We start from the raw sequence: 20,858 nt of genomic DNA, 5'->3' as shown, positions 1-20,858 counted from the left end.
CTAGGAAAGAGGACAGGCCGCAATCCATGCCAGACGCACACCCCGGCGTCCGGTTGAATTCACCAAGGTCGCCCTTGGCCTGTCACGGCAGGTCTCCTGACTCGCGGGTCTTTGCACTAGCTGGCCTTCCCGAACAGATGTCCAGTGGCATATCAGCCGCACTCACCGCCTACAGTTGCGGGGGCAGTCACGGGTTTAGCGCCTTTTGGCTACACCTTACCGTGTTCCCTTTTAATCCGAGCTTGGGTGTACTCGGAACCAGTAACGCCTCTCCCTCACCCAAAACACCAAGGCGAGTCAAGCGGGAAGTGTTTCTGAGGGGTTAAAACGACCGCGTTTTTGGCATCGCGTGTGCGTCAGTGAGCTGGACGAGGTGATTGTCCCATTGGACCGCGTGTTGAATGCGCTCTAATGGACGCAAATCCGTTAGCCGAGTGATCTGTCCATTCCCATTGGTTGCGATGAAACCCTGTTGATTGGCGCTTAACCCGCATACATCTGCATCGTCGAAAACACCTAGGTCGCCGCCATTTTCCAGGTCGAAAGCCTGCACCAATCCCCCGCGTGGCGATGTAACGCCAATGCGCTGTTGGGTGTGATCAAAGCTTACGCTGCCCACATAGCCTTGCATACGTTGATGGTTGATTTCGTCGCCTTGGAACAGTCGGACATTCCCCTCAGCGCGATGAACACCAAGCAATTCCGGGGCCGCGCCGCGATCGCCCTGCCACTGCATACCAAAAGCAACTGTTCCATCTTGTGAAACGGCCAGATGACGGATCGAATTGAGTTGGTAGTCCGATGGGAGCTCAACCGTTTCTAAGATATCTCCTGTGAGCGACAGATAGGTAAGGTTTGGTTGCATCGTCGGAAGGTTTAGCTTTTGCCGTCCTGTTTTTGGGTGGGTGGCAATGCCGCCATTGGCTACAACCAAGGTTTCTCCACCCGGCATCAGTCGCATTTCGTGGGGGCCAATGCCTCCTGATGAAAGTTCAGCAACCCGGCGGTAATTTCGTGTGGCATCCCAAACACCAATAATCCCCCGTGAGGCGTCAAAATCATTTTCTGTGGTGAATAAAAACTGCCCATCCTGAGAATAGGCACCATGCCCGTAAAAATGGCGTCCTTCAGGCGGTGCTAATGTCGCAAGCACTGCGCCAGTTGAGCAATCAATCACAACGGCAAATAAGCCGGGACGCCGGGCAAAACCCACAGCCTCGGCCAGAAATGGATGCGCGGCGGCGGCATGCCCACGGGCAGGCAAAGGAACAGAGAATGTGATCTCTGCATTTTCAGTTAGCCCTGAGAGGAAAAAAACGCCGGTGCGATCACGACCGGCGGATAAGTAGGCCGGGCTGCCAACAGCAGCCCAGCCAACCTTCGGTACGATTGTCGTCGCAAAAAGGGATGTTAAAAAATGCCGTCTACCGCGCAAAACTTAATCCCCATCAAGGGCGTTAAACCCTGCGGAAACGTCTAGTAATGCTCCGAGATCTGGATAAATTTCCGTACGTATGCGTTGTACAGCTTGTTGCAGTGCTTCGACCTTGATTCGCTGGGCCGGGTCTCTGATCTCTGAAAAATCGGGGTCGTCAACACGCTGCGCGAGGTCAATTGCCCGATCGAAAGCATCGGCGCTGCGCTGTGATAACTCCGCATCGGGTGCAGACAACTGTGCTGCCAATGCACGCAGGGCGGTCAGGGAAATTTCGATATGCCGAACAGATCGTTCAGAGCGACGCGCTTCTGCGCGGGCAGGGCGCGGGCGTTCAAACGTACCCAGCGGTCGTGCCAGCCGGGCTTCCGTAAGCAATTCAAGCCCAACACCAAGCGCTTTGTAGAGCTCGCGGGTCACCGAGTCTTCGTCCGGGTAGGTCGCGTTGCTAGGGTTAAGCATCAGAACGGCATAACGGTTGTCCCAATCTTGGGAAATTTCGCCGCTGATGACGGCCATGTCTGCGGTGATCGCCTGAATGAGGCTGCAAACGTACCCTCGATCTTCAATCGCTAAAAATGCGTCATCATAAAGCAAAAACTCTAACGCATAAAAGCCGCGGGCAGCGATAGAATTTTCGCTGAATTCGTCGGGGGATTGAACCGAAGGGTCTTGCGCTGTGATCAATGCGTTTAGAGTACGCGGAATTGCATTGCGCGGATCTGGCCAAAAACTAAGCGCGAAGGCCCGGTTTTCGGCTTCTGTCGGGCCAAATCGAAAATGAGACAATTCGATCCAAGCGTCAAATGCTGTTCCGTATGCATCGCGCAACTCTTTGCTTTGAGGGGCACAGGTATGGGATGCAACTGTGGCCAATGCTGTGGTTTGATTTGTGAGTTGGGCAAAGCCAGGACGAATGATTTCGTCCAAGATAGCAGCATTTTCAACAGGTCCTGCGTACGCGGTCCCGACCGTCAGGGACATTAAGAAAGGGGTAAGAAAATGGCGCATTATAGGGACTCCAAGAAACGAATGAGCGCTGCGCGGTCTTCGCTGGGCATTTCAACAACGGTATCGCGTGCAGCCTGTGCTTCGCCGCCGTGCCATAACACAGCTTCTAACAAATTACGGGCACGCCCATCATGCAGAAAATAGGTGTGATTGCTGACTTGCTCAGTTAACCCAATCCCCCAAAGCGGTGGAGTGCGCCATTCTTGGCCTGTTGCGCGGGCTTCAGGGCGGTTATCTGCCAATCCTTCGCCCATGTCATGCAGCAACATATCACTATAGGGCCAAATCAGCTGAAAGCTTTGCTCTGGTTGATCCTCAAGGCGCGCCGTTACAAATTTAGGTGTATGGCAGGACGCACATCCAGTGCTGTAAAACACGTCTTTTCCGTGCAGAACTTCGGGGTCTTCTACGTCGCGCCGTGCCGGAACCGCGAGGTTTTGGCTGTAAAAAGTTACTAGATCTAAACCCTCGGCATCAATTTCAAACCCGTTTTGGCCTGCGTCATCTCCGTGAGGGGCTGATCTGCATTCGGTTTGCAGTTCGGTACATTCCCCCCATGGGGTGTTGAACAAAGGATTGGAAATGCCGATGTCACCTGCGAAAGCGCCCGCTGATTGCTGCGCGACAGTGGGCGCGCCGGCTTTTAATCCAAAACGACCCAGCATCGGGGTGTCGTATTCAACGGACCAAACGATATTGGCGCGGCCCGAAATGCCATCGCCGTCTAGATCATCAGGATCAGCATTGGCTAAGATATCTGCCGCAGGAATGGCTTCTAATAACCCAAGGCCAATCATCTGTGGCGCAATGCGTGGGGATAGCATCGCGTCAGGATGCAATGGGCCATAGCCCAGATCGGCGGCGCGATACGTAGGATTACGTAAACTGGCGGTTTCACCATCGGATAATGCAATTTCAATTTCGTCGTATGTTATATCCATACGGTATTCGGCGGGGTGACCCAGAACTGCAAAATCCTGTAGCTGAGTGCCATAGTTCGGGTCGGGTAAAGTCGCGAGGTAATCTTCGATTTCCGCAATGCCGTCGCTTTCTGATCCGGGGATCGAAATACGAAAAAACATTGAAACGGGGGAATCCTCGGCGCTTTCGGGGGGGTGCCCGCGGCCATCTTTGAGGTGGCAGCGTTGACATGACCGCGCATTGTAAATCGGGCCTAACCCGTCGGTGGCCAGAGTTGAAGACGGGGAAGACACCCAAATTTTACGGAACAACCCGTTGCCGACGCGAAAATCAAGTTCATCCGCGAATGGCATGTTTTCTGAGGGTTGGGAAAATGCGTCGGCCGTATTGCGCGCGCGCGTGGTGGCGGCACCTGCGGATTGGGTTTCGAATGGTTCAGCTCGTGTAAAATCTTGAGTAGCTGCCGTCACCGCCATGATGCGCGCCGTTTCTTCGGGCGTGCGCTCAATGGTATTCAGGTGTAAATCAGTGAGGTCTTGGGCAAATGCGGCGACTGGCATGAGGGCACAAAGCCCGATAGCTGGTATGCGGTATGTCATTTTATTCTTCTTTGAAAAGTGCCCTGCGGGGGACGCGTCCCGCAGGGCGAGGAAGGAGAGCTTATTGGAAAACAGCCTCCGGCGCATCGAGGCTATCTGAACCCTCGAATGCGATCCCGTTTAGACCGAGCGCAGCAACGGCACGCTCGATTGAAGATGTTTGGTCGATCAAACCGTTGACGCCACCCATGATCAGTGCTTCGCCTTCGGCATTGCCGCGCTCAAGCATTTGGTCATAAGCAAAACCGCCATCTGCGGCTGCTTTCAGCGCGCCGAGGGCTGACATGGTGACTTCGAGTTTGCCGGCAAGTTCTGCGCTCAGCGCGGCATCTGATTCAGCCACAAGATCAACCAGTGAGGCACCGGTTATAGTTGAACCATCTACGCGAGTGTAAGAGCCGAGATAGACGTTTTGCACACCCAAACCATCGTAGTAGTGGCTGTTGTGAGTGTTGTCAGAGAAGCAATCATGCTCTTCTTCTGGATCATTTAGCAACAGACCAAGGCGCATGCGTTCACCAGCTTGTTCACCATAAGAAAGGCTGCCCATGCCGGTTAGCATTGCTGTCAGGCCTGCTGTTTCATCACCAAGCAGGGTCATACGGGCTTCGCCGTGGTCACCCCATTGTGACACCATCCATTCGAGGTCAGAAATCAATAGGTCTGTTGCAGCTGTCAGGTATTCGCCACGGCGGTCACAATTGCCACCAGTACAATCATCGCCAGCCGCATAATCAGTTGCAGCACGTTCGCCTGCACCTGCGTCGTGGCCGTTCAAATCTTGACCCCAAAGCAAAAATTCAATCGCATGGTAGCCGGTTGCGACGTTGGCTTCTACGCCGTCTGCTTCGTGCAGAGTCTCAGCTAGAAATTCCGGAGTAATGGCGCTTGCATCGATAGACGCACCAGACAGTTCAAACGAAGGAGTTGCGATAACGTTGAGCGCCGCCAATTCGTTTTCGTCGCTTGGACCGCCATAGGATTGATCAACGTAGTCGATAAGACCTTCATCCAATGGCCAAGCGTTCACTTTGCCTTCCCAATCATCAACAATCGCGTTGCCGAACCGGAAAACTTCGGTCTGTTGGTAAGGTGCGCGTGCTGCGAGCCATGCATTACGTGCGGCTTCGAGCGTTTCGTCAGATGGGCTGGCGACCAATGCTTGAACCGCTTCGCGCAGCGCTACAGCTGTCGTCAGGCTGTCTTCGTAGCCCGCTTGGGCGATATCAGCGTAATTATTCAAAACGTCGGTTTTGTCGGTGGCGTGAGCTGCTGCTGTGCTTAGGGCAAGCGCACTTGCTGCCATCAAAAATCGGGTCATGGTATTATCTCTTTTTGGTTGGGTTATTTGGTTAGAATCAATTTGCCGAGCTTCGTGATCCGTAGGGTGTAAGTTTGATCATTGAGCTGAATGAACGCCTGATTGCCGCCTTGTGTCAGTGCTTCTGCGTTATGAACGGGCAGCGCATTTACGGGGCGAGTTTCAGAGGTCACACTAAGGGCAGGGCGGGTTATAATCATGTCAGAGGCCTTTCAGTCGGTCTGCGATCAAGAAGGACCTCAAGACTTGGCAGTGCCGTGCAATCACAGTCCAACCATGGCAACATCACCTCGATCCTGTCCTGTTCAAAGGTCAGAGGCGGTAATGCATCATCGGTGGACGGGTCTTGCGGGGTCATTGATCATCCTTCAGTTGAAATCGGGCTCCCCTGAGAGGGTGGCTAGAATATGATCTATATCTGACAAAAAGAGTCGGGAGAGTCAATCCTGAGTTTTTTAATCAGATATATTTTTATCAATTCTTAAAGCTGAGGTGATTTGCATTGTGGTATTGCTGAATCACAAAGGGCGACCCAATGGGCCGCCCGAAAAGTTTCACATGTTGTAGGCATGAAAATCAGCGGGTTAGTCGCGAACTCCGGCGAAACGCTCTTGCCACTCCTCGCGATTCTCATCTGAGATTTTCGCAAATAGCACCTCAGGCACGCTAAAGGCATGGCCCGCTGGCAGGGCATTCAATGCCGCTTCGACATCATCAGGCCACGATGTGTCACCGGTTTTCATAGCTTCCATCAGGCTAGAGGAGGCGTCTGGGATAAACGGGGCGGATAGTACAGCGTAGAGGCGAATAAGATTGAGAGCGATTCTAACCTGCGCCGCGGCAGCCTCTGGGTCGGTTTTGAATGTTGACCAAGGTGCAGCACTTTGCAGGTATTCATTTCCCGCGACCCAAATTGCGCGCAATTCAGATGCAGATTTGCGAACTTCCATCGCTTGCATGTGTGTTTCATAGGCGCGGATACGTTTGGTGAGTTCGGCAATCAATGATTGCTCGGCTTCGCCATAAATGCCGCCCGCTGGCACCTCTTCGCCGAACTTTGACCGGCAGAATTTGGTGATCCGGGAAACGAAATTCCCCAACACATCCGCGAGATCTTTGTTCACATCTGCTTGGAAGTTCTCCCAAGTGAATTCACTGTCAGAGCTTTCAGGAGCGTGGGACAACAGCCACCAGCGCCAGTAATCCGACGGCAGAATTTCCAGCGCTTGATCCATAAACACGCCGCGCCCGCGCGAGGTCGAGAACTGCCCACCGTCATAGTTCAGATAGTTGAACGATTTAATGTAGTCGACCAGCTTCCATTTTTCATCGGAATTCTGATTGGCCCCTTTGATGGTGGCTGGGAAGCTGAGCGTGTGAAACGGAACGTTGTCCTTACCCATAAACTGGTAATATGTGACATCCTTAGCACCTTTGTCTTCACGCCACCAACTTTGCCATGCGGTATCGTCTTCACCGCGAGCATCGGTCAGCTCTTTGGTGGCGGCGATATATTCGATAGGGGCATCAAACCACACATAGAAAACCTTGCCTTCCATGCCCGGCCAATCCTCGGTTCCCTTTTTGACCGGAACTCCCCACTTCAGATCGCGCGTGATGCCGCGATCTTGCAGGCCATCGCCATCATGCAGCCACTTCTTTGCGATTGAGGTCGTCAGCACAGGCCAGTCAGTCTTACTGTTGATCCACGCGTCGAGCTCGTCTTTCAGTGCGGATTGACGTAAGTGCAGGTGCTTTGTTTCGCGCACTTCCAGATCTGTCGCGCCGCTTTCTGTTGAGTAAGGGTTGATCAGGTCGGTTGGGTTAAGTTGCTTTGTGCAATTGTCACATTGATCGCCACGGGCACTGTCATAGCCACAGTTCGGGCAGGTGCCTTCAATGTAACGATCCGGCAGAAAACGCCCGTCCGTGGGGGAATAAACCTGTTCTTCAACCACTTCTTTGATGAAGCCATTTTCGGCCAGCTTACCTGCGAAATACTGAGTTAGCTTTTGGTTTTGGGGGCTGGATGAACGGCCAAAGTGATCAAAGCTCAGGCGGAAGCCCTGAGCGATGTCTGCTTGAACTTTATGCATTTCCGCGCAAAATTCATCGACAGGTTTGCCTGCTTTGGCGGCGGCCAGTTCCGCTGGCGTACCATGTTCGTCAGTGGCGCATATAAACATCACCTCATTCCCGCGGGCCCGCATGTAGCGCGCAAATAAGTCTGCTGGCAGCTGGCTGCCGACTAAGTTGCCCAAATGCTTAATCCCGTTGATATAGGGAATGGCGGAGGTGATCAGGATACGTGACATGAATTGCGCCCTTGTTTGTCTGAATTTATCCTTTAGCGCGTTGCATCCTTAAGGACCAGTTGGATTTAACGGAAAGTTGCGTTGCTATTTGCGTTCGCGTTGTTTTTTCAGCAAACGACCAATCGTAAAGGACGACCGTGGCGTGTAGACATATGCGGTTTTGTCTTGGCTCGGGCTACGTGCACGCATACGGGTGATGCCGAAAATAATCAGTGCACCGTGTCCTACGGCGACAAAGGTGAACAACGCGGGCGGGCCATAGGACTCGATTAAACTAGAAGCGATGTAGGGGCTTGCGATTGCTCCGAGTGCGAAGAAGAACATCAGCGCCGCCGATAACTCGACCCGCTGTTCCGTTGTTGCAAAGTCATTCGCGTGTGCCGCAGAAACCGAAAAGATCGGGAAAGTGGTAAAACCGAAAAAGCCAGCGCCAAGCATCACAATAGCGGTCCCCCCACTGGCTACGGCAACAGTGGTAAAGCAGCTCAGCATTGCGGCGGCAGAAAGCCAAATAAGCACCCAGCGACGGTCAAATTTGTCAGCAAGCCACCCAATGGGATATTGTGCGACAGCGCCGCCCAAAACAAATGCAGCCAAGAAGTAAGCGATCTGATCAATGCCCAGCCCGACTTCTTGGCCGTAGATAGGGCCGACCATACGAAAAGACGCGGATGAGAGTGCTGCAACAACCACCCCGGCTGAGGCTAGCGGTGAAATTGACCAAGCCAACATTGGTCGTAGGCGCGGGGCCTTGGGTGTTTCGGGTTGGCTCGCTTTGGTTAGGGTAATGGGCAGGAACGACGCGCAACATAGAAGCACCAAGAGGTTATAACTGATGTAATGGGCCGGTTCGAGAACGGCGATCAGGAGCTGTGCACAGAGCGATGACCCCATGTCAACGATCCGGTAAGTGCCCATTGCGCGGCCGCGCGTTTCATTGGTGATCTTGGCGTTTAACCAGGCTTCGATCACGGTGTAACATCCCGAAATACAAATACCTGTCCCGATCCGCATGATCGCCCAAGCGTAGGGATCGGTAACAAGTGTGTGCGACACAAGGCCAATGGCCCCCATAGCCGTAAATGCAGCAAAAGCACGAGAATGACCGATGCTTCCCATCAAGCGCGGGGCCCACCAACATCCAATAAAAAATCCAAAGAAGTGGGCAGAGCCGAGCAAACCAATTTGGGTGCTGGTAAAGTTGAGCTGAATACCTGACAGCGCGTCGAGTGGCCCAACACCCCCTGATGATAATTGCAACAAGATGACAGAGAGGAACAGGGCGGCAAACGAAATGAAGAGGCGCATCAGGATGTACTCATTGTTTCGTTCAACCTTGCACAGTCTTTCCGTCAATCTAAGGCATAATCGACATTTGGTTGTCGTTTTTGCCTAAAGGCCAAGAATAGAGGCTTTTCTGTGATGCAGGTAAACGTGCAAAGTGGGTGGATTGTGTCGGTACACGATTGTGACTTGCTCTCATAAAGTGTGCTGCTAGGGTCTGCGCCCGATCAATGAGAAAGGTTTTTGATATGCGCTATGTTCCTTTGGGCCAAACGGATTTGAAGATTTCGGAGCTGTGCCTAGGCTCTATGACTTGGGGAACACAAAATACGACAGCTGAGGGACACGCGCAGATTGATATGGCGTTGGACCATGGGGTGAACTGCATTGATACGGCGGAAATGTATCCTGTGAACCCAATCAGCGCGGAAACGGTCGGTGATACGGAAAAGGTCATTGGCGAATGGTTTGAACGCACGGGGCGGCGCGATGAGGTTATTCTTGCGACAAAACACTCTGGCGAAGGATTTTCCTATGTCCGCGACGGTGCGCCGATTTCTTCCAAGATCATATTTGATACGGTTGAAGGAAACTTAAAGCGCCTGAAAACCGATTATATTGATCTATACCAATTACACTGGCCCAATCGCGGATCTTATCAATTCCGCAAAAATTGGAGTTATGATCCCTCTGGGCAAAACAAATCTGAAACACTAGCGCATATCGAAGACACGCTTGAGGCACTGCAAAAGCTGGTTGATCAAGGTAAAATCCGCCACTTCGGCCTGTCCAACGAAAGCGCTTGGGGGACGGCGCAATGGGTGCGGATGTCTGAAGATCGTGGATGGCCACGTGTTGCGTCGATGCAGAACGAATATTCAATGCTTTGTCGTTTGTTTGACACGGATATGTCGGAGCTCTGCGTGAATGAAGATGTCACATTGTTGGCCTTTTCACCCTTGGCAACCGGGCTGTTGACCGGGAAATATGATGAGCACACAACACCCGAAGGATCGCGCCGAGCGCTGAATGGCGATTTGGGGGGACGCGTTTCCCCGCGTGTTTGGGACGCTGTCCGCGCTTATGGTGAAATTGCTGATAAACACGGGCTGAGTTTGCCGCAGATGGCGTTGGCATGGTGCCGGACGCGTCCGTTTGTGACGTCGGCGATTTTTGGGGCAACGACGCTGGAGCAATTGAAAACAGCACTGGGGTCAACTGAAGTCGTTTTGTCAGACGAGGTTATTGCTGACATCGACGCAGCACATTACCGCCACCCCATGCCTTACTAAACGGAAGCGCTGCGCGCTGCTTTATGTCTCAAGCCCCTTTTTTGAAAAGGGGCTTTCGGGTGGGGCGGTGTTGCGGCGTTGTGTGGCATTTTGGCCGAATTTGGCGCGGAATGCACGTGCAAAGGTGGACTGGGCGTTGAACCCCGTACGTACGGCAATTTCAGATAGCGGAAGTCTACTGTCCTCCACCAGCCTGCGCGCTTCTTGGAGGCGTAAGTTTAGAAAAAAACGCGCGGGGGAAATTGATAAGGTTTTTTGAAACTGTAGTTCTAGCGTGCGTGGTGTCACACCGAGTATGGAAGCTATGGTTGAGATTTGCGGAGGATCTTCGAGTGTTTCCTCCATATGTTTAATGGCCTGCGCCACAACAGGATTGGCCGCTTCGGTTGAGGCTAGGGGCATCAGGCTTTGGGGGGCGTCGGCTGGATGAATTGGATCGTAAATAAAGGCGCTTGCAACGCGCAGCGCGATTTCAGGCCCCTGACGGTGGCGGATCAGATGAAGCATCATATCTAGACAAGGCGAAGCCCCGCCTGTCGTGAAAAACTTTCGATCTATGACAAAGCGGTTGTGAACGACGTCCACATCTGGGAATTGAGACGCGAAGAGCTCTAGATCTTCCCAGTGCATTGTCGCTTGGTGATTGTTCAAGAGGCCTGCTTTGGCCAGAAGCCAAGCGCCGCCGTCGACCGCGCCAATTGCTTTTATGTGTCTGTTGGCCGTGCGCAATTGATTTAATCGTTTTGGAGTGCTGTGGCGCTCTAGTTCAAAAGCTGCGACAACAATAAGAACATCGATATTGGTATCCCGGGTTAATGGAACCGTGGGAACGATTGCACCGGTGGTGAGTTGTATCTCCCCACCTTCGAATGAGAAAAACTGCCACTGATAACACGTTTTCCCTGCGCGCCGATTAGCTGCCCGTAAGGGGTCTACGGTGGCGGCGAACGAAAGCGTGTTTGTGTCTGGTAAGACCAAAATTCCGACTGACAGGGAGTGTTCAGAGGGAGAAAATATGGATTTTTCGGTTTTCATCAAAATAAATTCGTAAACTGTATATCTAAGAAATGCAACTGGCGCACAGTAATGCAACTTCAATGGGAGAATCAGATATGCCTTTGACTATGAATCGCGACGTTTTCATTACCTGTGCTGTTACCGGATCCGGTGGCACCCAAGATCGCAGCCCACATGTGCCACGTTCCCCCAAAGAAATTGCGGATAGTGCTATTGCAGCGGCAAAGGCTGGCGCGGCGGTTGTTCATTGCCATGTACGTGACCCAGAGACAGGAGCGCCTTCGCGTAAGCTTGAATATTACCGCGAAGTCACAGATCGTATTCGTGATGCAGAGGTTGATGTTGTTCTAAACCTGACTGCGGGTATGGGCGGCGACATCGTTTTTGGAGGTGTGGAAGCACCCCTTCCAACCGCGGCTGGAACAGATATGGTGGGTGCCACTGAGCGAATGGCCCATATCGCGGAATGCCTGCCAGAAATCTGTACGCTTGATTGTGGCACCATGAATTTTGCCGAAGCCGATTATGTGATGACCAACACTCCGGGCATGCTGCGTGCGATGGGGCAAATGATGACTGATTTAGGTGTGAAGCCAGAAATCGAAGCGTTTGATACGGGGCATCTTTGGTTCGCAAAAGAGCTGGTAAAAGAAGGCATTTTGACCTCACCTGCGCTTGTTCAGCTGTGCATGGGGGTTCCTTGGGGCGCGCCAAATGACATCAATACCTTTATGGCGATGGTTAACAACATCCCTTCAGATTGGAACTGGTCTGCGTTTTCTTTAGGGCGTGATCAAATGCCTTATGCGGCACAATCTGTATTGGCTGGCGGAAACGTGCGCGTTGGATTGGAAGACAACTTGATGCTGGGCAAAGGGCAATTGGCGACAAATGCGCAATTGGTCGAGCGTGCGGTTGATATCGTCGAAAACCTAGGGGCACGTATCATTGGCCCGGACGCTGTGCGTGAACGCCTTGGGCTGGTGAAACGCGCGCCAAAGTAAACGTTCATATTGTGTTTGGAGGGGTTCGATAGGCTCCTCTAAACATAAGGAGATTCAAATGCGCGCTTTTCTTTTGGCTTCACTGGTTCTTCTGACTGGCTGTCAGGCAGAAGAACCCAATGTTTCTGATGCATCAGCTGATGGCATACATAAACTGACGGCAGAAGAGATTGCAGCCTGCGACCGTGCTTTGGGCGAAGTTGTTATCAGCGGATTTGGCCTTCAGACCTGCTTGGTTCCGACAATTGATGCGGGGGAGGCCTGCACGTCTGAACATAGTTGCGAAAGCCTTTGTCTTGCTGAGACACGACAATGTGCGCCTGTGACACCCTATTTCGGGTGCCACGATATTTTAATTGACGGCGATGAAACCGCCACGATCTGTATCGACTAGGAAAAACGACATGACAAAAACGGCAGCGATTATTGGCGGCGGTGTAATTGGTGGTGGCTGGGCCGCGCGGTTCCTTTTGATGGGATGGGATGTACGCATTTTCGACCCAGACCCAGAGGCTGAGCGCAAAATCGGTGAAGTTTTGGCAAACGCACGCCGTTCTTTACCCGGTTTGTCCGATGTCGCGATGCCAGATGAAGGGCAATTGACCTTTCACGAAACGATGGCAGAAACCGTTGAAAATGCTCTTTGGATTCAAGAATCTGTTCCAGAGCGGTTAGAAATCAAACAAAGCGTTTATCAGACTCTGCAGGAGCATTGTTTGGAGGACGCCGTTATTGGTTCATCAACATCTGGGTTTAAGCCATCTGAATTGCAGGAAAAGGCGCAGCGCCCTGAGCAAATCGTTGTTACTCATCCGTTCAACCCTGTGTATTTGTTGCCACTGATTGAGCTTGTGCCAACTGAAAAAAATAGCGCTGAGGTGATTGATAAAGCAAAGGAAATTATCACGTCTATAGGGATGTATCCTTTGCACGTTCGCAAGGAAATTGATGCACATATCGCGGATAGGTTTCTTGAGGCTGTTTGGCGCGAGGCGCTTTGGCTTGTCAAAGATGGGATCGCGACGACCGAAGAGATCGACAATGCCATTCGATATGGCTTTGGTATCCGTTGGGCTCAAATGGGTCTGTTTGAAACATACCGTGTAGCTGGCGGCGAAGCAGGGATGAAGCACTTTATGGCGCAGTTTGGTCCTTGCCTTGAGTGGCCATGGACAAAATTGATGGATGTGCCTGAGTTCACGGATGAATTGGTTGATTTGATTGCAGGACAATCCGATGCACAATCAGGGCATATGACGATCCGTGAATTAGAACGTATGCGGGACGATAATCTGGTTGGTATGATGCGTGCGTTGAAGCAAACCAACTATGGCGCAGGTGCTTTGTTGAATGAGCAAGATAAACGCCTGGGCAAACCTGAAGTTGTAGTCGACAAACCAATCGTAACTGTCGCCCGCGCGGTGCCATTGGATTGGACCGATTACAACGGCCACATGAACGAGGCGCGCTATTTACAAGCCTTTAGCGACGCAACAGACCGCTTCATGGAAATAGTCGGATGTGACGCCGAATATATCACAAGCGGCGGAAGCTTCTTTACTGCCGAGACCCATATTCGCCATATTGACGAGGTCCGTGCCGGTGCCCGTATCCGCATTGAAACAACTTGCTTGATGGGCGAAGGCAAGAAAATGCAATTGTTCCATCAGATGTATGAAGATGATCGGTTGATTGCGACGGGGGAGCATCTGCTCATTCACGTTAGCTTAGAAACAAGAGCATCATCTGTTCCGGCCGATCACATAGTAGCAATGATGGAAAAAATCGCCTCTGCCCACGCGGCACTACCTCGTCCTGATGGGGTTGGTCGTTCTATTGGTGGCAAAAAATGACTCAGGTTTTAATCACTGCAGGTGCTTCCGGTATCGGGCGCGCCATGGCAGAAGTTTTCGCGGACCAAGGCGCTGAGGTTTGGATCACAGATATTGATCAAGCCAGTTTGGATACGATGCCGCACAGTTGGCGTAAGACGTGCTTAGACGCATCCGACGAGGTTGGCGTGCGTGCCCTGTTTGAACAGATTCATGACGAATGGGGCGGGCTTGACGCATTGTGTGCCAATGCTGGGATTGCTGGCCCAACAGCCTTGATCGAGGATGTGTCACTTGTCGATTGGCAGCGTTGTGTTTCTGTTAATCTTGAAGGGGCCTTTCTCGCGGCGAAATATGCGGCGCCTTTGATGAAATCTGCAAAACAGGGGGCGATGGTGTTCACCTCCTCTACGGCGGGGATATATGGATATCCGAACCGTGCACCATACTCGGCAGCGAAATGGGCGATTGTCGGTTTGATGAAAACTCTGGCAATGGAATTGGGGCCGTTTGGTATTCGTTGCAACGCAATTTGCCCCGGCGCGGTCGAAGGTCCCCGTATGGAAGGTGTGCTAGAGCGTGAGGCTGAGCTGAAGGGCATGACCCGCGATGATGTCTATCAAGGTTATGCTGCAGGGACATCTATGCGCAGTTTTGTGGAAGCCAAAGACATTGCCAATATGGCAGCTTTTTTAGCGAGCCCTGAGGCACGACTGGTATCCGGGCAGATTATCGCAGTTGACGGGCATACGGAAAACCCTGATCCAAAAGTATAATCCGTAAATTTTTGCCGTGACGATTTGTGATTGTCGCGGCAAATTTAGGATGAATTCAAAACTAAACTCTGCCACAAGACCAGCATGCAGACTTGGATTTACATCACCATAGCCGCGGCGTTTTCGCAAAATTTGCGTTTCATGTTGCAAAAGCAGCTCAAGGCAACTCGGCTTTCAACTGGTGGGGCGACGTTCGCGCGATTTGTGTATTCAGCGCCGTTGGTTGTTTTGTTGATTACACTCTACTTCTGGGCCCAAGGATACACCCTTCCTCATATACCTCACCATTTTTGGATATACGCCTTTAGTGGAGGAATAGCGCAAATTTTGGCCACGATGTGTGTGGTTGCATTGTTTGCAGAGCGAAATTTTGCGGTTGGCATCACTTTTAAGAAAACGGAGGTGGTTCAAACTGCTTTTCTTGGCCTGATTGTTTTGGGGGAGGGGATTTCGTTTTTGGGGTTTATTGCGATTTCGATTGGATTTCTGGGTGTTATTTTGTTGTCCGATCCCCCCGTCAAAACGGACGCACCGTGGGCGCAACGTATTTTTAACCGCTCCGCTGGGCTAGGGTTGCTGTCAGGGGTGTTGTTTGCTGTGTCTGCAATCGGTTATCGAGGCGCGTCGCTTTCGTTAGAAATCACAGATTTCGTGGCGCGGGCTGGCGTGACGCTTGCGTTTGTTGTGACGTTTCAAACGCTGGTGATGTGCATTTGGTTACGGTTGCGCGAAGCCGGAGAAATTACACGCGTTTTCAAACATTGGCGGGTTGGCGCTCTGGTTGGTTTGACAAGCATGATTGGCAGCTTTGGTTGGTTTGCTGCATTCACGTTGCAAAATGCAGCGTATGTCAAAGCGCTTGGGCAGACTGAGCTTCTTTTTAGCTTTATCACCGGAATTGTAGTGTTTCGCGAAAAAACTTCCCCCCGCGAACTTGCTGCTATGGGGTTGGTGTCCATCAGTATTATTGTGCTGATTTTAGCAATCTAGTGGGCGTTTGCCGTCAAGGCGTAAAAAGAGACTGCGTTCGTCATCGTTTTTGAAGAATGGGACGGATTGAGGTTGAGAACCCGTTTTCAATTGACCCATAATTTCCGCAAGAACGACTTCGGTAATGAAAGGTAAGTTGAAGCTGCGGGTTTCTTCGATAGGAATCCATTGAAGGGACGATAACTCATCAGATGCGTGTGAAAAATCGTCGATATCGCCTTGGATCTGTGCCGCGTCAGCAAGAAAAAAGCGCGCATCAAAACGACGAGGGCGACCAGGAGGTGTTATCGCCCTGAATACAAAAGAAAAGCCAGCAGCGCTTGGGATATGGCCCGTGGCGGAAAAGCTTCGCCAATCTTCGGGGGGCTGGCCTTGCCAATCACCTTTTTCCCCGAGAATAAGCCCGGTTTCTTCCCAGACTTCGCGAATGGCAGCAACCTGAAGTGCAGGTGATAAGGTTGCATCTGCATCCTGTCTGAGCCGTTGAATGCAGGTGTCGCTCATAGTTTGAGCGAGCGAGATATCTGCATCCCCGGCATCAACGGCACCGCCAGGAAACACAAACTTGTTGGGCATGAAAACCGCTTTTGATCCACGCTGCCCCATGAGTATCGCGGGATTGGTATCGCGATCCCTGAGAAGAATTACAGTTGCTGCATTTCGAATAGCGGTTTTATCAATCACGGTTTCCATCTGGTCAGGCTTTCAATTCTTTGCCAAATCCATGCATGCGCTTGGCCCATTGGTAGCCAACGATGGCACCTTTTACCCGTGGCAGCATATAAAGTGACAGACCTATAAATCCTACCAGTAGGACAGAGGCCATAATCATGGGTTCCGGGCGGAACTGCCCATAAACAAAATGCATAACAAAGCCCATCAGGTGCCCCACAACGAGAATTGTTACATAGGCTGGACCATCATCTGCACGATGATGATGCAGATCTTGGTCGCAGACCGCACAGGTATCGCGCACTTTTAGATACCCCTGAAGCAACGGGCCTGATCCGCAGTTTGGACACTTTTTCTTCCAGCCGCGCAAAACGGCCTCTTTGGTCGAACGATCTGTCGCTCCAATTACTTCACTTTGTACATCACTCATCGGATCATCCAAACTCCTGTCGCATTGATCCAGCATATAGTGGTTTATGTCTAGTCCTGTAAGTCCCCGTCTACTGAGCGTGGCGCCATGTCGCAAAAAAGTAAAATAATTGCGACGGAATTCGGAACCAGCTGCGTTTTACTTATGAACGCGGCACCAATGGCCTCGTGAATTTGGACCGAAAAGGAACGCTAAGATGAAACATACATATTGGATTTCAGGTGTCGTTGCAGCAGCGATCACAGCATCGTCTTTGGGGTATGTGACAATTGCCCAAGCTCGCGCGGGTGGGCACCACGGACCACAAATGACATTTGAAGAGCTGGATGTAGATGCAAATGGGGAAATCACCCAAGAAGAATTTGCCGCCCATCGTGCCGCACGGTTTGCGGGGGCTGATACTGATGGTGACGGATTCCTCACAGTTGAGGAATTGACAGAGGCCATGTCATCGCGGCGTGAACGTCGGATTGAGCGTATGATCAATCGTATGGATGCCAATGACGACGGCAAATTAAGCGTTGAAGAAATGACGGCGCCCTCTGAGCGGGGAGAACGTATGTTTGCTCGTATTGATGCCGATGAAAATGGAACGGTATCTGAGGCAGAGTTTTCCGCGATGCAGGAACATATGCAAAATCGTCGAGGTAATCACCGTCATGGCGAAGCAGAGGCATCGGAATAAGTTTCTCAGATTTGCGCCGGGGATAGCTCCGGCGCAAAGAATGGGATACGACATCAGGGAATGAATGTGCCGTTTGACTCTTTAACTCAGGCCTCAGATGAGGCGTTGCTTGTACTCTATGGGAATGGCGACCGAGAGGCTGCGCGTGTGCTGACGTTGCGGCTGTCGCCGCGCGTTCTTGGGTTTGCAATCCGAATGCTAAAGGATCGGGCGGAGGCTGAGGATGTCGTGCAGGAAGCTATGTTGAAGCTTTGGAACATTGCCCAGGAATGGCGGCAAGGAGAGGCGAAAGTGTCGACTTGGCTCTACCGTGTTGTGTCCAATTTATGCACCGACAGGTTACGGCGTAAACGTGGGGTTGGACTTGATGAGATTGCTGAACCTTTGGATGACGCCCCCGGTGCTGAGGCGACTTTGCAAACGCACGCGAGGTTAAGCGCCCTTGATGCGGCTTTACTTCAGTTGCCCGAAAGGCAACGCCAAGCCGTCATACTACGACATATCGAAGGGTTGAAAAATTCAGAGATCGCCGAAATTATGAACGTAGGTGTCGAGGCAATAGAAAGCCTGACAGCCCGAGGCAAACGATCTTTGGCCGCAATACTGCAAGGAAAGAAGGAAGAGCTGGGGTATACCGATGACGGACTCTAAGAATGAATTCACCGATCTGGATGCTTTGTTCGCCGAGGCGCGCGAAGCCGATGTTATTGGGGCAGATGCTCTTGTCGAGCGTGTCCTATTAGATGCTGAAACGGTGCAAGACAGCTTTTCAAATCTTGAAATACCCCCGGTGAAACATCAGCGTAGAAGTTTGTTTATGCTGCTGGGGGGATGGCCGGGCTTTGCGTCTTTTGCTACCGCAACAGTTGCCGGAGTTTGGATTGGGTTTGGTGGCGTGGAAACGGTGCAAACCCTTTCAGAAAGCTATTTTTCAGCTATGCAAACAGAAGATGCTGCGGATTTCTTAAGCGGCTACGACGCGATGCTCTTGGAGGGGTAAAACATGGCTGAGAAAATGGATATGCCTAAATCAAAGAGATCTTGGGGACGCATTTTACTTGTGGCATCCCTTTCAGCGAACTTATTGGTTGTTGGCGTTGCTGCTGGTGCGTTTTTTAAGCATCGCGGCGGGGATGAGGATCGGGTTGGGCGGCCAGAACTTGGCATCGTGACCATGTTACGTGCATTGGACCGTGACGATCGCGCGGCATTGCGCACTCGTTTTGAAAATGCGGTACAAGAGAATGCCAATTCAGGAACGCACGGAGGGTTGCGCGCCAGTAATGTATTGGAGATCTTACGAGCGCATCCGTTTGATCAGCAGGCTTTTGTCACTGTTCTAAGCCAACAGCAATCGCGTTTTGAGCAACGCTCGATCATTGGGCGCACAGTTTTGACTGATCAGATTAGCACGATGTCAGAGGCGGAACGGGCCGCATTTGCTGATCGATTGGAACGTCGATTTTCCCAGCGCCCCTACCATCGTCGGCGCGATCACTAACAGAGTTCAGGTTTGACGGCGATTTCGTCAGGCCGCAGGTTGAAAAAAATTTACCTGATTGCGCCCCTCCGCTTTGGCGCGATAGAGGGCCTTATCGGCACGGGCTATTGTTTGATCGAATGTTTCATTTGTGACCCCGCCCATAGCGAACCCAATGCTGAGAGTGACTGAAATACCGTTTGGAATAGCAGCAAGGTGTGTTTGATGGTTTAGGATGACTTTGCGTAGCCGTTCAGCTGTTAAACGTGCCTCAGCGATGTCAGTGTCCGGCATCGCAACCAAAAACTCCTCACCACCCATACGAGCAACAAAATCTACCCCCCGCAGGTTTTCACGGAGTTTTTGCGCAACGCTGGCAAGAACTGCATCACCAGCGACGTGGCCATAAGTGTCATTGATCCTTTTGAACCGATCAATATCAAGCATCATAACTGCAAATGGGCGATGACTGCTTTGTGATCTAGCATTCATCCGGGAAAGATGTGACTGCGCGTAGCGGCGATTGTAAAGACCCGTGAGCGGGTCTGTGACCGCCATTCGTAACCCGTCTTGTACAGTTGCGCGCAAACGATCAGCCTGACGTTTGCGTGTGATTTGTGTATTTAACCGCAAAGCCATTTCTTGAGGGTCGCAAGGTTCATGGATAAGGTCGTTAGCGCCAAGATCCAGCGCAATGATGGCTTGTTGGCGCGCTGTCGGCTGAAGAACCATCAAAATCGCCGCGTGACGGGTTCCGGGTTTGCTCCGTAATTCTGATAGCAGGCGTAGACCTTCATCTGGACGATTAAGGTTTCCTGCGATGACATAGGCATCTGGGGGAGTAGGTGAAACAGAGAGCAACAACGCCTCTTCAAGTGTTGCGATTTCTAAGTTGTGATGGCTTTGGTCGCTAAGCTCTTTTCTCCAACGAATCGCGGATGATTTTTGGCCTCCGACCAAGACGATATTGGCTGGTTGTTGAAATGTCGGGGCTGCTTCTGAAAACCCTAATTCCTGACAGGTGGTTTCACGCAAGCGCAACTCTTCTTCGGTGTCGCTGGCACGCAATAGGCTGCGAACGCGTGCGAGCATGGTGAGTTCGTCAATCGGTTTCGTAATAAATTCATCAGCTCCAGCCTCGAGTGCTTTGATACGTGCTTCTGACGTGCTCAGGGCGGTCACAATGATCACCGGGATATGCGCCGTTACCGGGTCCTTTTTTAACTCCAGACAGACATCAATCCCGCTTTTGTCGGGCATCATAACATCAAGCATGATGAGATCAGGACGCTCGCGCCTTGCGACTTCGATGGCTTCCGTCCCTGATTGTGCTTGAAGGACCTCATAACAGGCTGAGGACAGCTTCACTTTGAGCACAATCCGGTTGGTAGCTACATCGTCAACAATCAGTATGCGACCTGGCATGACATGTTTCCCGAATTTAATTGCGTCTGGTAATTGTTTCTTGTCCACAATAGTTAATAAATCCTTGCTGATTACTTAACAGGTGCGTGATGAAGCGTGAAATTGCTGAGACGGAAGCCATCAAAATATTAGGTTGGCTGATTGCAAATGATGAGCTGTTGCCGATTTTTCTAGGCGCTTCAGGAAGTTCTGAGGCGGACTTAAGGCAAGGTATGGCAGATCCAGCTTTTTTGGGGTCAGTGCTAGATTTTATTGTGATGGATGATGCTTGGATCGTTTCGTGTTGTGACGACCTGGGCATATCGTATGAAACGCCCATGCACGCACGCCAAGCCCTGCCCGGCGGAGGGCAGGTGCATTGGACTTAGA

Annotated in this window: 23 protein-coding genes and 1 riboswitch; of the genes, 11 read left to right on the top strand and 12 right to left on the bottom strand. The window is 51.7% G+C overall.

Annotation, left to right across the window (positions count from 1 at the left end):
• Positions 1 to 69: 69 nt before the first annotated feature.
• A riboswitch (cobalamin riboswitch) is annotated at positions 70 to 278 on the bottom strand.
• A 44-nt stretch (positions 279 to 322) separates the two neighbouring features.
• The 8 genes from G9C99_RS06675 to G9C99_RS06640 form a co-directional block, all read right to left on the bottom strand.
• Positions 323 to 1,435 carry a DUF1513 domain-containing protein gene (locus tag G9C99_RS06675; RefSeq protein ID WP_166416671.1) on the bottom strand — a complete coding sequence of 371 codons (1,113 nt, stop codon included), beginning with the start codon at positions 1,433 to 1,435 and terminating at the stop codon, positions 323 to 325.
• Positions 1,436 to 1,438: 3 nt separating this feature from the next.
• On the bottom strand, positions 1,439 to 2,446 hold the full coding sequence (locus G9C99_RS06670; RefSeq protein WP_231704001.1) for an imelysin family protein: 1,008 nt from the start codon (positions 2,444 to 2,446) through the stop codon (positions 1,439 to 1,441).
• Positions 2,446 to 3,966: a di-heme oxidoreductase family protein gene (locus G9C99_RS06665; protein WP_205859831.1), complete on the bottom strand. Its 1,521-nt coding sequence runs from the start codon at positions 3,964 to 3,966 to the stop codon at positions 2,446 to 2,448. The genes G9C99_RS06670 and G9C99_RS06665 overlap by 1 nt, the downstream gene beginning before the upstream one ends.
• A gap of 61 nt (positions 3,967 to 4,027) precedes the next feature.
• Positions 4,028 to 5,287, bottom strand: coding sequence for an imelysin family protein (locus G9C99_RS06660; RefSeq protein WP_166416670.1), 1,260 nt, complete (start codon positions 5,285 to 5,287; stop codon positions 4,028 to 4,030).
• 23 nt (positions 5,288 to 5,310) lie between these two features.
• Entirely contained in the window at positions 5,311 to 5,487 is a 177-nt protein-coding gene (hemP, locus tag G9C99_RS06655; RefSeq protein ID WP_166416669.1) for a hemin uptake protein HemP, read from the bottom strand.
• On the bottom strand, positions 5,484 to 5,645 hold the full coding sequence (locus G9C99_RS06650) for a hypothetical protein (RefSeq protein ID WP_166416668.1): 162 nt from the start codon (positions 5,643 to 5,645) through the stop codon (positions 5,484 to 5,486). Before G9C99_RS06650 ends, hemP begins: the two co-directional genes overlap by 4 nt.
• Before the next feature lie 226 nt (positions 5,646 to 5,871).
• Positions 5,872 to 7,602, bottom strand: a complete 1,731-nt coding sequence (gene metG, locus G9C99_RS06645; RefSeq protein ID WP_166416667.1) for a methionine--tRNA ligase — start codon at positions 7,600 to 7,602, stop codon at positions 5,872 to 5,874.
• 84 nt (positions 7,603 to 7,686) lie between these two features.
• Positions 7,687 to 8,910, bottom strand: a complete 1,224-nt coding sequence (locus G9C99_RS06640) for an MFS transporter (RefSeq protein ID WP_166416666.1) — start codon at positions 8,908 to 8,910, stop codon at positions 7,687 to 7,689.
• A 224-nt stretch (positions 8,911 to 9,134) separates the two neighbouring features.
• Between G9C99_RS06640 and G9C99_RS06635 the strand changes: the two genes are divergently transcribed.
• Positions 9,135 to 10,178, top strand: a complete 1,044-nt coding sequence (locus G9C99_RS06635) for an aldo/keto reductase (protein WP_166416665.1) — start codon at positions 9,135 to 9,137, stop codon at positions 10,176 to 10,178.
• A 21-nt stretch (positions 10,179 to 10,199) separates the two neighbouring features.
• Here the strand turns inward: G9C99_RS06635 and G9C99_RS06630 are convergent, their stop codons facing one another.
• Positions 10,200 to 11,213 carry a GlxA family transcriptional regulator gene (locus G9C99_RS06630; protein ID WP_166416664.1) on the bottom strand — a complete coding sequence of 338 codons (1,014 nt, stop codon included), beginning with the start codon at positions 11,211 to 11,213 and terminating at the stop codon, positions 10,200 to 10,202.
• A 77-nt stretch (positions 11,214 to 11,290) separates the two neighbouring features.
• Between G9C99_RS06630 and G9C99_RS06625 the strand changes: the two genes are divergently transcribed.
• From G9C99_RS06625 to G9C99_RS06605, 5 genes are all read left to right on the top strand, one after another.
• Complete coding sequence (locus G9C99_RS06625; RefSeq protein WP_166416663.1) at positions 11,291 to 12,199, top strand: BKACE family enzyme; 909 nt, start codon at positions 11,291 to 11,293, stop codon at positions 12,197 to 12,199.
• Positions 12,200 to 12,257: 58 nt separating this feature from the next.
• Positions 12,258 to 12,593: a hypothetical protein gene (locus G9C99_RS06620; protein ID WP_166416662.1), complete on the top strand. Its 336-nt coding sequence runs from the start codon at positions 12,258 to 12,260 to the stop codon at positions 12,591 to 12,593.
• 10 nt (positions 12,594 to 12,603) lie between these two features.
• Positions 12,604 to 14,052, top strand: a complete 1,449-nt coding sequence (locus tag G9C99_RS06615) for a carnitine 3-dehydrogenase (protein ID WP_166416661.1) — start codon at positions 12,604 to 12,606, stop codon at positions 14,050 to 14,052.
• Positions 14,049 to 14,807 carry an SDR family oxidoreductase gene (locus tag G9C99_RS06610; RefSeq protein WP_166416660.1) on the top strand — a complete coding sequence of 253 codons (759 nt, stop codon included), beginning with the start codon at positions 14,049 to 14,051 and terminating at the stop codon, positions 14,805 to 14,807. The genes G9C99_RS06615 and G9C99_RS06610 overlap by 4 nt, the downstream gene beginning before the upstream one ends.
• An 84-nt stretch (positions 14,808 to 14,891) precedes the next feature.
• Positions 14,892 to 15,797: a DMT family transporter gene (locus G9C99_RS06605; RefSeq protein ID WP_166416659.1), complete on the top strand. Its 906-nt coding sequence runs from the start codon at positions 14,892 to 14,894 to the stop codon at positions 15,795 to 15,797.
• Here G9C99_RS06605 and G9C99_RS06600 read toward each other — a convergent pair.
• Positions 15,786 to 16,490 carry an NUDIX hydrolase gene (locus G9C99_RS06600; protein ID WP_166416658.1) on the bottom strand — a complete coding sequence of 235 codons (705 nt, stop codon included), beginning with the start codon at positions 16,488 to 16,490 and terminating at the stop codon, positions 15,786 to 15,788. The genes G9C99_RS06605 and G9C99_RS06600 overlap by 12 nt on opposite strands.
• Positions 16,491 to 16,494: 4 nt before the next feature.
• The gene (locus G9C99_RS06595; protein ID WP_166416657.1) at positions 16,495 to 16,899 is read right to left on the bottom strand and encodes a DUF983 domain-containing protein; all 405 of its coding nucleotides are present in this window, start codon (positions 16,897 to 16,899) and stop codon (positions 16,495 to 16,497) included.
• Between the two features lie 196 nt (positions 16,900 to 17,095).
• Between G9C99_RS06595 and G9C99_RS06590 the strand changes: the two genes are divergently transcribed.
• From G9C99_RS06590 to G9C99_RS06575, 4 genes are read left to right on the top strand one after another with little or no spacing between them, the layout of a single operon-like run.
• A complete protein-coding gene (locus G9C99_RS06590) occupies positions 17,096 to 17,584 on the top strand; it encodes an EF-hand domain-containing protein (protein ID WP_166416656.1) in 489 nt (162 codons plus the stop codon).
• Positions 17,585 to 17,644: 60 nt separating this feature from the next.
• Entirely contained in the window at positions 17,645 to 18,235 is a 591-nt protein-coding gene (locus G9C99_RS06585) for an RNA polymerase sigma factor (RefSeq protein WP_166416655.1), read from the top strand.
• Positions 18,222 to 18,584, top strand: coding sequence for a hypothetical protein (locus G9C99_RS06580; RefSeq protein WP_166416654.1), 363 nt, complete (start codon positions 18,222 to 18,224; stop codon positions 18,582 to 18,584). Before G9C99_RS06585 ends, G9C99_RS06580 begins: the two co-directional genes overlap by 14 nt.
• A 3-nt stretch (positions 18,585 to 18,587) precedes the next feature.
• Positions 18,588 to 19,085 carry a periplasmic heavy metal sensor gene (locus G9C99_RS06575; RefSeq protein ID WP_166416653.1) on the top strand — a complete coding sequence of 166 codons (498 nt, stop codon included), beginning with the start codon at positions 18,588 to 18,590 and terminating at the stop codon, positions 19,083 to 19,085.
• Positions 19,086 to 19,112: 27 nt separating this feature from the next.
• Here G9C99_RS06575 and G9C99_RS06570 read toward each other — a convergent pair whose 3' ends face one another.
• Positions 19,113 to 20,489, bottom strand: coding sequence for a PleD family two-component system response regulator (locus G9C99_RS06570; RefSeq protein WP_166416652.1), 1,377 nt, complete (start codon positions 20,487 to 20,489; stop codon positions 19,113 to 19,115).
• 89 nt (positions 20,490 to 20,578) lie between these two features.
• Here G9C99_RS06570 and G9C99_RS06565 point away from each other — a divergent pair, with 89 nt between their 5' ends.
• On the top strand, positions 20,579 to 20,857 hold the full coding sequence (locus G9C99_RS06565; RefSeq protein ID WP_166416651.1) for a DUF3572 domain-containing protein: 279 nt from the start codon (positions 20,579 to 20,581) through the stop codon (positions 20,855 to 20,857).
• The last annotated feature ends 1 nt before the right edge of the window (position 20,858 follow it).

It is taken from the genome of Cochlodiniinecator piscidefendens (assembly GCF_011326755.1).
Lineage (GTDB): Bacteria > Pseudomonadota > Alphaproteobacteria > Rhodobacterales > Rhodobacteraceae > Cochlodiniinecator > Cochlodiniinecator piscidefendens.
Note: the sequence above shows the minus strand (reverse complement) of the source record. Positions and strands in the feature narration are given on the sequence as shown.